9 protein-coding genes are annotated in these 11,698 nt (G+C 70.7%); 2 read left to right on the top strand and 7 right to left on the bottom strand.

The features are described 5' to 3' along the window. Positions 1-5: 5 nt before the first annotated feature. Genes N799_RS00045 through N799_RS00035 form a run of 3 tightly spaced genes read right to left on the bottom strand, consistent with a single transcriptional unit; the run spans position 6 to position 5,886 of the window. On the bottom strand, positions 6-1,478 hold the full coding sequence (locus N799_RS00045) for an efflux transporter outer membrane subunit (protein ID WP_036206092.1): 1,473 nt from the start codon (positions 1,476-1,478) through the stop codon (positions 6-8). Then, positions 1,471-4,638 carry an efflux RND transporter permease subunit gene (locus tag N799_RS00040; protein WP_036206088.1) on the bottom strand — a complete coding sequence of 1,056 codons (3,168 nt, stop codon included), beginning with the start codon at positions 4,636-4,638 and terminating at the stop codon, positions 1,471-1,473. The genes N799_RS00045 and N799_RS00040 overlap by 8 nt, the downstream gene beginning before the upstream one ends. Before the next feature lie 36 nt (positions 4,639-4,674). Beyond that, a complete protein-coding gene (locus N799_RS00035) occupies positions 4,675-5,886 on the bottom strand; it encodes an efflux RND transporter periplasmic adaptor subunit (RefSeq protein WP_036206085.1) in 1,212 nt (403 codons plus the stop codon). A 570-nt stretch (positions 5,887-6,456) separates the two neighbouring features. Between N799_RS00035 and N799_RS00030 the strand changes: the two genes are divergently transcribed. After that, on the top strand, positions 6,457-7,494 hold the full coding sequence (locus N799_RS00030) for a LysR family transcriptional regulator (protein WP_081974600.1): 1,038 nt from the start codon (positions 6,457-6,459) through the stop codon (positions 7,492-7,494). A 14-nt stretch (positions 7,495-7,508) separates the two neighbouring features. Beyond that, positions 7,509-8,528 carry a LysR family transcriptional regulator gene (locus tag N799_RS00025; RefSeq protein WP_052100802.1) on the top strand — a complete coding sequence of 340 codons (1,020 nt, stop codon included), beginning with the start codon at positions 7,509-7,511 and terminating at the stop codon, positions 8,526-8,528. 6 nt (positions 8,529-8,534) lie between these two features. Here N799_RS00025 and N799_RS00020 read toward each other — a convergent pair whose 3' ends face one another. The 4 genes from N799_RS00020 to N799_RS00005 all read right to left on the bottom strand — a co-directional run. Beyond that, positions 8,535-8,948 (bottom strand): hypothetical protein, encoded by a 414-nt coding sequence (locus tag N799_RS00020; RefSeq protein WP_036206084.1) that lies wholly within the window; start codon positions 8,946-8,948, stop codon positions 8,535-8,537. A 71-nt stretch (positions 8,949-9,019) separates the two neighbouring features. Then, positions 9,020-9,544 carry a DUF411 domain-containing protein gene (locus N799_RS00015; RefSeq protein ID WP_203224994.1) on the bottom strand — a complete coding sequence of 175 codons (525 nt, stop codon included), beginning with the start codon at positions 9,542-9,544 and terminating at the stop codon, positions 9,020-9,022. Positions 9,545-9,614: 70 nt separating this feature from the next. After that, positions 9,615-10,625 carry a copper resistance protein B gene (locus tag N799_RS00010; protein ID WP_036206081.1) on the bottom strand — a complete coding sequence of 337 codons (1,011 nt, stop codon included), beginning with the start codon at positions 10,623-10,625 and terminating at the stop codon, positions 9,615-9,617. Further along, positions 10,622-11,698, bottom strand: a 1,077-nt coding sequence (locus N799_RS00005) for a copper resistance system multicopper oxidase (protein ID WP_036206078.1), incomplete at its 5' end; no start/stop codon positions are given. The genes N799_RS00005 and N799_RS00010, both read right to left, overlap by 4 nt.

Here is an 11,698-nt window from a genome sequence, read left to right as displayed (position 1 = left end):
AGCGCTCAGTCGACCCCGGCGATGTCCTCGCGGACCGGCAGCCGTCCGGGCCATCCGCCGGCCATCGCCTTGTACACGGCGACCGCGCTGTTGGCCGCCCGCGTGCGCACGTCGGCCAGCGCGTCCTGCGCCTGCAGGCGGGTGCGCTCGGCGTCGAGCACTTCCAGCAGGCCGGTGGCACCGGCGTCGTAGCGCAGGCGGGCGAGTTCGGCGGCACGGGTGCTGTCGGCGGCGGCCTGTTGCAGGTGCCGGTCCTCGGCGCGGGTGCGGGCGTGGCGGACGAGTGCGTTCTCGGTTTCCTCCAGCGCCAGCGCGACGGTCTTCTGGTAGCGCGCGAGTTCGCCGGCGGCGTCGGCATCGGCGGCGGCGATGCGGGCGCGGACGCGGCCGATATCGAGGAACGACCAGTCGATGCCGAGCGCGACGACGCGGGCCTCGCTGTCGCGCTCGAACAGATCGCCGGCGTCGATCGCCTGGCTCCCGATCAGCCCGCCGAGCGTGAAGCGCGGGAACAGGTCGGCGGTGGCGACGCCGATGCGCGCGGTCGCCGCGTGCAGGCGGTGCTCGGCGGCGGCGATGTCGGGACGGCGGCGCAGCAGTTCGCCCGGCGTGCCGGGATCGACCGGTGCGGGCAGGGTGGGCAGGCCGGTGGGCGTTGCGAGGTCGACCGCCAGCGCGCCCGGCGTCTTGCCGGCCAGGACCGCGAGCCGGTTCATCATCACCGCGGCCTCGGCTTCAAGCGCCGGCACCCGTGCGAGGGTGGCCTCGAGCTGGGCGCTGGCACGGGCGCGGTCGAAACCGGTGGCGCTGCCGGCATCGAGGCGGGCCTGCACGATGCGCAGCGTCTCGCGCTGGTTGTCGGCGTTGTCGCGCGCCACCTGCAGGCGCTCCTGCAGGCCGCGCAGGTCGATGTAGCTGCGCGCGACCTCGGCGACGATCGCGACCTGCAGCGCCGCGAGGTCCGCGGCGGCCGCGGCGGTCCCGGCGCGGTTGGCCTCGACGTTGCGACGCACGCGGCCGAAGAGATCCAGCTCCCACGCCATGTCGATGCCGGCGGAGTAGCTCTCGCCGTCGCGCTGGTCGCGGGTGGCGCCGGGCATCTGGTCGGCGCTGGCGCGGGTGTCGCTGGCCTGGCCGCTTGCGGTCAGCGTCGGGAACGCATCGAACCGGGCGCCGCGCAACAGCGCGTTGGCGCGGTCGTAGCGGGTCAGCGCGATGCGCAGGTCGTGGTTCGCCAGCAGCGCCTCGTCGACCAGGCGGGTCAGCAGCGGGTCGTCGAATGCGTTCCAGAAGTCCGCGTCGGGCGCGGGCTGCGGGGCGACGGCAAGCGGGTCGGCGGCCGGTTCGTGGGTGAATTCGCCGGATGCCGGCAGGGACGGGCGGACGTGGTCCGGCCCGACCATGCAGGCGGCCAGCGACAGGGCCAGCAGCGAGGCGGCCAGGCCACGTGTCGCCGCTGCGGGGTTCAGGTCACGCATGGGTTATCTCCTGCAGTTCGCGGTGTGCCTGGGCGCCGGCCCGTCGCGACACCAGCTTGCGCAGGGCGACGTAGAACACCGGGGTCAGGAACAGCCCGAACAGGGTGACGCCGAGCATTCCGGCGAAGACGGTGATACCGGTGACCGAGCGCACCTCCGCGCCGGCACCGCTGGACAGCACCAGTGGCACGGTGCCGGCGATGAAGGCGATCGAGGTCATCACGATCGGGCGCAGGCGCAGGCGGCAGGCTTCCAGCGCGGCCTCCACGATGCCCTTGCCCTGCATTTCCAGCTCGCGGGCGAACTCGACGATCAGGATCGCGTTCTTGCACGCCAGGCCCATCAGCACGACCAGCCCGACCTGCACGAACACGTTGTTGTCGCCGGTCAGCCAGACGCCGAGCAGCGCCGACAGCATCACGATGGGCACGATCAGGATGACCGCCAGCGGCAGGGTCCAGCTTTCGTACAGCGCCGCCAGCACCAGGAACACCAGCAGCACCGCGAGCGGGAACACCACCAGTGCCGCGTTGCCCTGGGTGGCCTGCTGGTAGCTCAGGTCGGTCCACTCGATCTCCATGCCCTGCGGCAGCACCTTCTGCGCGAGCTGCTCCAGTTGCTCCATCGCCTGTGCGGACGACAGCAGCCGCGGATCGGCCTCGCCCATGATGTCGGCCGCGGTGTGGCCGTTGTAGCGGATCACCGGGTCGGGGCCGAAGGTCTCGTTGACCGTCACCATGCTGCCGACCGGAACCATCTCGCCGTCGGCGTTGCGGGTGCGCAGGTTGCCGATGTCGCTGACGCTGTCGCGGTACGGTGCCTCGGCCTGAGCGATGACCTGCCAGGTGCGGCCGAACATGTTGAAGTCATTGACGTAGGCCGAGCCCAGGTAGGTCTGCAGGGTGTCGAACAGCTCGGTCAGCGGAACGCCCTGCGCCTTGGCCTTGACCCGGTCGACCTCGACGTCGAGCTGCGGCACGTTGGCCTGGTAGCTGCTGTTGAGGAAGCCCAGCCCCGGCACCTGCGAGCCCGCGGCCTGCATCGCCTGCACCGCGCTCTGCAGTTCGCCATAGCCGAGGTTGCCGCGGTCCTCAATGAAGAACGAGTAGCCCGAGCCGTTGCCCAGCCCCTGGATCGGCGGAGGCATCATCGCGAACGCGAAGCCCTCCTGGATGCCGGAGATCTTCATGTTGAGTTCGTCGGTGATCTCCTTCGCCGTGCGGCTGCGCTGGTCGAACGGATCGAGGCCGATGAAGGTGACGCCGTAGTTGGGCGTGTTGATGAACTGCAGCGGGTTGAAGCCGGGGAAGGCGACGTCGTGCTGCACGCCCTCGATCCCCATCGCGGCCTCGCCGATCTTCTTCAGCGCCGCGTCGGTGCGCTCGATCGACGAGCCCTCGGGCATCTTGATGCCGGCGATGATGTAGCCCTTGTCCTGCACCGGCATGAAGCCCTTCGGCACGATCTGGAACATCAGCCCCGTGCCCAGCAGCAGCACGGCATAGACCACGAACACCGCGCCGCGACGGCCCAGCGCCTTCGCCACGCCGCGCTCGTAGCGGTCGGAGCTGTCGGCGAAGAACCGGTTGAAGGGCTTGAAGATCCAGCCGAACAGGCGGTCGATCAGGCGCGTCGGCGCGTCCTTGGCGGCGCCGTGCGGCTTCAGCAGGCGAGCGGCCAGTGCAGGCGACAGGGTCAACGAGTTGATCGCCGAGATCACGGTCGAGATCGCGATGGTCACCGCGAACTGCTTGTAGAACTCGCCGGTCACGCCGGACAGGAACGCCATCGGCACGAACACCGCGCACAGCACCAGCGCGATCGCGATGATCGGCCCGGAGACCTCCCGCATCGCCAGGTGCGCGGCGTGCAGCGGGGACGCGCCGGCTTCGATGTGGCGCTCTACGTTCTCGACCACCACGATCGCGTCGTCCACCACGATGCCGATCGCCAGCACCAGGCCGAACAGGGTCAGCGTGTTGATCGAGAAGCCGAGCAGGTACAGCGCCGCGAAGGTGCCGACGATCGACACCGGCACCGCGATCAGCGGAATGATCGACGCGCGCCAGGTCTGCAGGAACAGGATCACCACCAGCACCACCAGCAGGGTGGCCTCCAGCAGAGTGGTCACCACCGACTTGATCGAATCGCGCACGAACACGGTGGTGTCGTAGATCGACTTGTACTCGACGCCCGGCGGGAAGCTCTCGGCCGCCTCGTCCATGCGGCGGATGACTTCGTCGCGGATCTCCAGCGCGTTGGCGCCGGGGGCCTGGAAGATGCCGATCGCGGCGGCGTTTTCGCCGTCCAGGCGCGAGCGCATGCTGTAGTCGCCGGCGGCCAGCTCGATCCGGGCCACGTCGGACAGCCGCACCACCGTGCCGTCGGCGCCGGTCTTGATCACCACGTCGCCGAACTCCTCGGCGCTGGCCAGCCGGCCGCGTGCGTTGATCAGGGTCAGGAAGTCGCTGCCGTTGGGCATCGGTTCGGCGCCCAGCTGGCCGGCGGAGACCTGGATGTTCTGCTCGCGCACGGCGCGCACGACGTCGCCCGCCGTCAGCCCGCGCGACGCGACCTTGTCAGGGTCCAGCCACAGCCGCATCGCGTAGTCGCCACCGCCGAACGCCTGCGCGTTTCCGACGCCCGGGATGCTCGCCAGCCGGTCCTTCACGTGCAGGCGGAGGTAGTTGCGCAGGTACAGCGTGTCGTACTTGCCGCTGGGCGAGGTCAGGTGCACCACCATCAGGAACACCGGCGACTGCTTCTGGGTGGTCACGCCTTGCCGGCGTACGTCCTCGGGCAGCCGCGCGAGCGCCTGGCTGACGCGGTTCTGCACGCGCACGGTGGCCTCGTCGGCGTCGATCCCGGGGCTGAAGGTCACCGTGGTCTGCAGCGAACCGTCGGAGCTGGCGACCGATTTCATGTACATCAGGCCTTCGACGCCGCGGATGGATTCCTCCAGTGGCGTGGCGACGGTTTCGGCGATGACCTTGGGGTTGGCGCCGGGGTACACCGTGCGGACCATCACCGATGGCGGCACGACTTCGGGGTACTCGCCGATCGGCAGCAGCGGGATCGAGATCAGGCCGGCGGCGAAGATCACGATCGACAGCACCGCGGCGAAGATCGGCCGGTCGATGAAGAACTTGGAGAAATCCATCTGGGTTCCTGTTCGGGTTGCCTGCGTCCGGCGGCCTTACCTGGCGCCGGCGGCGGTTGCGACGGCGGCGGCGGACGGCGCGCCCATCGCGATGGTCTGCGGGTCCACCGGCATGCCGGGGAAGAACACCTTCTGCACGCCGTGGACGATCACCTTGTCCTTCGCGGTCAGCCCGGCGGTGACGACGCGCAGGCCGTCGGCGGTGTCGCCCAGCTGGACGTCCTTGCGCACCGCCTTGTTGCCCTCGCCGAGCACGTAGACGTACTTGCGGTCCTGGTCGGTCATCACCGCGCGGTCGTCGATCAGCAGCGCCTCGTGCTCGTTGCGGGCCAGCAGTTGCACCCGCGCGAACAGACCGGGCGTGAACACGCGATCCGGGTTGGGCAGCTCCGCGCGCAGGCGGATCGTGCCGGTGGCCGGATCGACCTGGTTGTCGACGAAATCGACCGTGCCATTGTGCGGGAAGCCGGTCTCGCCGGCCAGGCCGACCCGCACCGGATTGCCCGAGTCGGCACGGTCGCCGCTGCGGGCCAGCGCCCGGTAGCGCAGGAACGTCTGCTCGTCGCCTTCGAAGTGGACGTGGACCGGGTCGAGCGAGACCACGCTGGTCAGCACGGTGGCATCCGCCCGGGCGAGGTTGCCGGTGGTGACGAGCGCGCGGCCGGCGCGGCCGTCGATCGGCGAGGTGACGCGGGTGAACTGCAGGTCCAGCCGCGCGGTGGCTACGGCGGCCTCGGCGGCCCGGACCGCGGCGTTGCCCTGCGCGGCGGCGGCCCGGCGTGCCTCGGCCTCCTCGCGCGAGATCGCCTGCGCCTTGATCAGCGACTGCGCGCGCTCGTGCTGGGCATCGGCGAGGCGGGCCTCGCTGCGGGCGCGTTCAAGGTTGGCCTCGGCCTGCGCGAGCGCGGCGCGGTAGGGGCGCGGGTCGATCACGAACAGCAGGTCGCCTTTCCCGACCTCCTGGCCTTCCTCGTAGGCGATCCGCTCGACGTAGCCACTGACGCGCGGCCGTAGATCGACCGAGGTGACGGCCTCGATGCGGCCGCTGAATTCGTCCCACTGCTTGACGGGTTTCTCGACAACGGTGGCGACGCTGACCTGCGGCGGTGGCATGCCGCCGCCGGGCGCGGCCTGGGTGCCGCAGCCGGACAGGCCGACCACCAGCAGCGCGGCCAGCGCGAGGGCGAGTTCGGGGACGATGCCCGCGGGACGGGGCGGTGTGGGGAAGGGGGCCTTGGGGGAGGTCATGACGTTCGGGTCCTGGAAGTGGAAAGACTGGAAGCGGGAAGAAAAGAGCCCGGCAGCGCGCAACGGGGTGCGAGGGGAGTGCACGTCTCGCGCGGGGCCTGCTGTCCGGGCCAAAGACGGGTTCGTCCTCTCTCGGCGAGTGACGAAGGCCTAAATCGACAGATGGATTGTCCCGTTGCCGGGATTTTTGATCCCGCCGGCGGGATGTCATCGCGGCCGGGCCCGATGCCCGGGCCCGGGTGCGCCACCGGCTGGCAGGCGCCGCCGGCACGTCGGGCGATGTGCGAACGCGAAGATGGGGACCGGCGCCCATCCACACGCCAGCCCGCGCCGCCGTTGGCGCGTGGCCTTGCGGACACAGGGCCGTGCATGCCCTTGGCCGCCGTCCGGGACAGCGGCGCGAGGGAGGAGCGGGACGGGATCGGGCGGGACACCGGCGTGGCCTCGGAGGTCATCGGGGAAGGGCAGGCGTGCAGCCTAGGCGTCCCGGTGTCGCTTGATTAGCCGGTGGATCGGGGAATAATTGTCCCCCTCGCGGTCCAATACAGGCCCGCATGCAAGGAGCTCACGATGGCCCGCGACCTCAACGACACCCTGATCTTCGTGAAGGTGGTCGAGCACGGCAGCTTCATCGCCGCAGCCCGCTCGCTTCGATTGCCCAAGACCACCGTCAGCCGCAAGGTGCAGGACCTTGAAACCCGGCTGGGCGCGCAGTTGCTCCACCGCACCACCCGCAAGCTCGGCCTGACCGAGGCCGGCAACATCTACTTCGAGCACTGCAAGCGCATCGCCCATGAACTGGACGAGGCCGAAACCGCGGTCGGCCAGCTGCAGGGCGGCCCGCGCGGCTGGCTGCGATTCACCGCGCCGTACTCGGTCGGCATCACCTGGATTGCCCCGCTGCTGGGCGAGTTCCACAAACTGCACCCCGAGGTGCGGGTGGAGATGGTGCTCGCCAACGAGTCGCTGGACCTGATCGACACCGAAATCGACGTGGCGCTGCGGCTCGGCAGCCTGCCGGATTCGAACCTGATCGCGCGGCGGCTGGCGGTGTTCCGCAGCCAGGTGTACGCGTCCTCCTGCTACCTGGAGGCGCACGGGGAGCCGGCCCACCCGGACGACCTGCAGCACCACCGGGCGTTGACGTTCCAGAAGTTCCGTCGCAACGGCGGCTACGCCTGGCCGCTGAACGACGGCCGGCAGAGCATCGAGTACCGGGTGGATCCGGTGCTGGTCGCCAACGACCCGGCCGCGCTGAAGGGGGCGCTGCTGTGCGGCGAGGGCGTGATGCTGGCCAGCGACCTGACCGTCAAACCCTATGTCGAGCAGGGCCTGGTACGGCGGGTGCTGGCCGGCTGGACCGGCCCGGACATGGAGTTCAACGCGGTGTTCCCGGGCGGGCGGATGCAGTCGCCGAAGGTGCGCGCGTTCGTCGACTTCCTGGTCGACCGGCTCAATTTCGACGCCGCCTACATGCTGAGCCGCTGCCCCGGTATCCACCATCGGGAGAACAAGGTGGAGGAGCGCTCGCGCGTGGCCACCACCGCGGCGTTGTCGAGCCTGGCCCTGCGCCGGCCGGAAGACGAGGAGGAGGAGGCCGCCGCCTGACGGCGGCCCGACCGATGGGACGCGACCTCAACGAGACCCTGGTGTTCGCCACCGTCGCCGAGCGGGGCAGCTTCATCGCGGCCGCGCGGGCGTTGTCGATGCCGCGGACCACGGTCAGCCGCAAGGTGCAGGAGCTGGAGTCCCGGCTCGGCGCGCAGCTGCTGCACCGGACCACGCGCTCGCTCGGGCTGACCGACGCCGGCCACGTCTACCTCGCGCATGCCCGCCGGATCTGCCGCGGGCTGGAGGAGGCCGAGCACGCCATCGGCCAGCTGCAGGACGGCCCGCGTGGCTGGCTGCGGTTCGCAGCGCCGTACGACGTCGGCATCACGTGGGTCGCGCCGCTGCTGGGCGAGTTCCACGCGCGCCACCCCGGGGTCCGGGTCGAAATGACCCTGGGCACCGACGAGCCGGGCCTGATCGACACCGAGTTCGACCTGGCGCTGCGCATCGGCGACCTGCCGGATTCCAGCCTGGTCGCGCGGCGGCTGGCGGTGTTCCGTACCCAGGTCTACGCCAGCCACGACTACATCACCCGCCACGGCGAGCCGCGCCACCCCGACGACCTGCAGCGCCACCGCACCGTGAGCCTGCCGCTGGGGCGTCGCAACGACGGCTTCGCCTGGCCGCTGGCGGAGTCGTCGGCGATCTGCCAGCCCTGCGGTGTGCGGCCGCTGTGCGACTACCGGATCCACCCGGTGCTCGTCGCCAATGACTTCAGCGGACTCAAGGGCGCGCTGCTGTCGGGCGAGGGGCTGATGCTGGCCTGCGACATCACCATCAAGGCGCATGTCGAGCGCGACCAGGTCCGCCACGTGCTGCCGGGTTGGGTCGGCCCGGACCTTGCGCTGACGGCGCTGTTTCCGCGCGGGCGCGTGCCGTCGCCGAAGGTGCGGGCATTCGTCGACTTCCTGGTCGAGCGGCTCACCTTCGATGCCGACTACGTGCGGCGGCTGTGCCCGGCCGATCGCATCGATACCGGTACCGGTGCCGGCGGCGCGGCCAACGACGGAGTGTCCAGCCAGGTCGCCTGAGGCCGGTCAGTGGGCGAGGGGCGTGGCGTCCGCGTCACCGGTGCGCAGGCGGTGGTCCAGCTGGGCCTCGAACTCCTCGAAGCTCAGGCCCTGCGCGCGCGCCTCCTCATCGGCCGCGGTGCGCAGCGCGTCGGAGAATTTGAGCCGGACCTCGCGCCCGGCCTCGCGCTGCATGGTCGCCGCGCGGCGGAGCATCGCCAGCAGCGTCGCGGGGCTTTCCGAGCCGCCGACGATCCGGCCGTCCAGCCCGAGCACCCACTCGCCCTCGCGCCGGGCGATGCCGCCCAGCAACTCGCCGGCCTCGTCGCGCAGGTCGGCGTGGGCCTCCACGCCGGGGCGCGGCGCCACCACGATGCGTTGCGGGGCACGCGACTGCTGCTTGCGGCGGGCGTCGCGCTTGGCCTTGGATCGGATCGACATGGGATGTTCCGCAGGGTCAGGCCGCCATTGTCGCGCAACCGCGACCGCGTGCCTGACCGTACCGCCAACGCTTACTCGCCGTGGCGCGAGAACTCGGTGGTGCTGCCGTCGTTGGCAACGAGTTCCACCGCGTAGGGCTGGACGCGGCCGTCGGGCAGCTCCATGCCCGGCGAACCGGCCGGCATGCCGGGAACCGTCAGGCCGCGGGCCTCGGGCGCCTCGGCCAGCAGGCGCTTCACGTCGGCGGCCGGCACGTGGCCCTCGATGAAGTAGCCGCCGACCTCGGCCGTGTGGCAGGAGGCCTTGCCGGTCGGCACGCCGACGCGGTCCTTCACCGCCTGCACGTTGTCGACGTCGCGCACTTCCACAGTGAACCCGGCCTCGCGCATGTGCTCGACCCAGTGCACGCAGCAGCCGCAGCTCGGGCTCTTGTGGACCAGCAGTTGCGGCAGCGTCGCCGGGGCAGGGGACTGCGCGGCGTGGCCCTGGTGGGACTGGGCCGAAGCGGTGGCCGGGGACGCCGGGTCGCCGCCGGCGCAGGCGGGCAGCGCGGCGGCAAGCACGAAGGTGGCGAACAGGGCGGGCAGGGTCTTCATGGGCTGTCTCTCTCGGATGCTGCGTGTGTCGGGATCGTGTCGATCCGGCGTGTCTGCCAGGAACTTGCGCTCAGAACCAGGTTCGCAGGCCGACGACCCAGCGGGTGTCGTGGACCGGCTCGCCGGCATCGCGCCGCAGGTCGGCGGTGCCGCCGTGGCTGCGTTCGTGCACAAGACCGACGTACGGCGCGAACCTGCGGGTGAACTCGTAGCGTAGCCGCAAACCGGCCTCGCTCGACGACAGTCCCGAGGCGACGCCCCGGTCGGCGTCGTCACGGCCGGTAAAGGTGGCCTCGACCGCCGGCTGCAGGATCAGCCGGTTGGTCAATAGCAGCTCGTACTCGACCTCGATCACCGCCTCGACCCGCCCGGATTCGCCGAAGTAGGCGGTCGCCTGCGTCTCGAACATGTACGGCGCCAGCCCCTGCACGCCCACCGCGGCCCAGCTGCGGGAATCCCCCGGGGCGAAGTCGTGGCGCACGCCTGCGACCACGTCCCACCACGCCGAGACCGCGCGCCCGTACAGCAACTCGATATCGGCCGCGTGGGTTTCACCGCCTTCGCGCTCGCCCTCGCTGCGCAGCCAGGCGCGGTTGATGTCGCCGCCGAGCCAGCCCTGCAGCTCCCAGCCCTGGCCGGTGCCGTGGTCGCCATCCCAGGCCTCCAGCCGGTCGACCAGCAGGAAGCCATGAACGCCGTCGCCGTGATGCATCGTGTGGTGCAGCTCCGGGAACGCGGCGGCACGGTCGGCATCGGTGAGCGGCGGGATCGGCACGCGTGGCTGCGTGGGCGCGGCGGTGGCGTCCATTCCCGAGTGATCCATTGTCGAATGGTCCATTCCCGCGTGGTCCATGGAGTGCCCCATCGCGGCGTGGTCCGTGCCGGAGTCGTCCGCTGCCGCGGGCCGGTGCTGCGAATGGTCCACATCGGCTTCGTCCGTGGCCGTCGGCAGCGCCGGCGCGTGCTGGCCGTGGCCCTGATGCAAATCGTGCGGATCGTCCTGCGCCAGCGCCGCCGGGCCGCCGAAGCAGGCGACCAGCGCGACGGCCAGCGCCAGGCGGGGGAGGGCGTGGCGGTTCATTCGACCACCCGCACTTCGCGCATCATCCCCGCCTCCATGTGGTAGAGCAGGTGGCAGTGGTACGCCCAGCGGCCGAGCGCGTCGGCGCGCACGCGGTAGCTGCGCTTCGTGCCGGGCGGCATGTCGACGGTGTGCTTGCGCACGAGGAACTCGCCGGACTCGTCCTCCAGGTCGCTCCACATGCCGTGCAGATGGATCGGGTGGGTCATCATCGTGTCATTGACCAGCACGATGCGCATGCGCTCACCGTAGTTGAGCCGCAGCGGCTCGGCGTCGTTGAACTTGATGCCGTCGAACGACCACGCGAACTTCTCCATGTGGCCGGTCAGGTGCAGTTCGACCGTGCGCGAGGGCTCGCGGCCGTCAGGGTCCTCGAACGTGCTGTGAATATCTGCGTAGGCCAGCACCTTGCGGCCGTTGTCGCGCAGGCCGATGCCCGGGTCGTCCAGCCGCGGCACCGGCGTCATCGTCTGCATGTCGACCAGCGGGTTGCCGGTCTCGCTGGCGGGGTGCTGCTGCATCGCGCTGCCGCCGTGGTCCATCGCCGGCATCGCGTGGCCCATGTCGGCGCCGCAACCGCCTTCCATGCCCTTCATCGCGCCGCCACCGTGGTCCATGCTCGCGTGGTCCATGCCGCCGTGGCCCATGTCGTCCATGGTCAGCAGCGGGCGCGGGTCCAGCGGCGGGACCGGCGGGTGCAGGCCGTGGCGGACGGCGAGGGTGCCGCGGGCGTAGCCGGTGCGCCCCATGTCCTGCGCGAAGATCGCGAACGCGTCGGCGCCGGCGGGCTCCACCAGCACGTCGAAGGTCTCGGCCACGGCGATGCGGAATTCGTCGACGCTGACCGGATGCACGTACTGGCCGTCGGCGGCGACCACGGTCATTTTCAGCCCCGGGATCCGGATGTCGAAGTAGGTCATCGCCGAGGCGTTGATGAAGCGCAGCAGCACCTTCTCGCCCGGCTGGAACAGGCCGGTCCAGTTGCCCGCGGGCGCCGCGCCGTTGAGCAGGTAGGTGTAGGTATGCGCGTTGATGTCGGAGATGGGTTCACCCCCGTTTTCACGGACACTTAC

It is taken from the genome of Lysobacter arseniciresistens ZS79, assembly GCF_000768335.1.
Taxonomy (GTDB): domain Bacteria; phylum Pseudomonadota; class Gammaproteobacteria; order Xanthomonadales; family Xanthomonadaceae; genus Novilysobacter; species Novilysobacter arseniciresistens.
The sequence above is the reverse complement of the archived record's forward strand: the minus strand, read 5'-3'. Positions and strand labels throughout refer to the sequence as shown.

Excerpts from the sequence above, each read along its gene's own strand:
- N799_RS00045 (WP_036206092.1), bottom strand. The coding sequence starts at position 1,478 with ATGCGTGACCTGAACCCCGCAGCGGCGACACGTGGCCTGGCCGCCTCG.
- N799_RS00040 (WP_036206088.1), bottom strand. The coding sequence starts at position 4,638 with ATGGATTTCTCCAAGTTCTTCATCGACCGGCCGATCTTCGCCGCGGTG.
- N799_RS00035 (WP_036206085.1), bottom strand. The coding sequence starts at position 5,886 with ATGACCTCCCCCAAGGCCCCCTTCCCCACACCGCCCCGTCCCGCGGGC.
- N799_RS00030 (WP_081974600.1), top strand. The coding sequence starts at position 6,457 with ATGGCCCGCGACCTCAACGACACCCTGATCTTCGTGAAGGTGGTCGAG.
- N799_RS00025 (WP_052100802.1), top strand. The coding sequence starts at position 7,509 with ATGGGACGCGACCTCAACGAGACCCTGGTGTTCGCCACCGTCGCCGAG.
- N799_RS00020 (WP_036206084.1), bottom strand. The coding sequence starts at position 8,948 with ATGTCGATCCGATCCAAGGCCAAGCGCGACGCCCGCCGCAAGCAGCAG.
- N799_RS00015 (WP_203224994.1), bottom strand. The coding sequence starts at position 9,544 with ATGAAGACCCTGCCCGCCCTGTTCGCCACCTTCGTGCTTGCCGCCGCG.
- N799_RS00010 (WP_036206081.1), bottom strand. The coding sequence starts at position 10,625 with ATGAACCGCCACGCCCTCCCCCGCCTGGCGCTGGCCGTCGCGCTGGTC.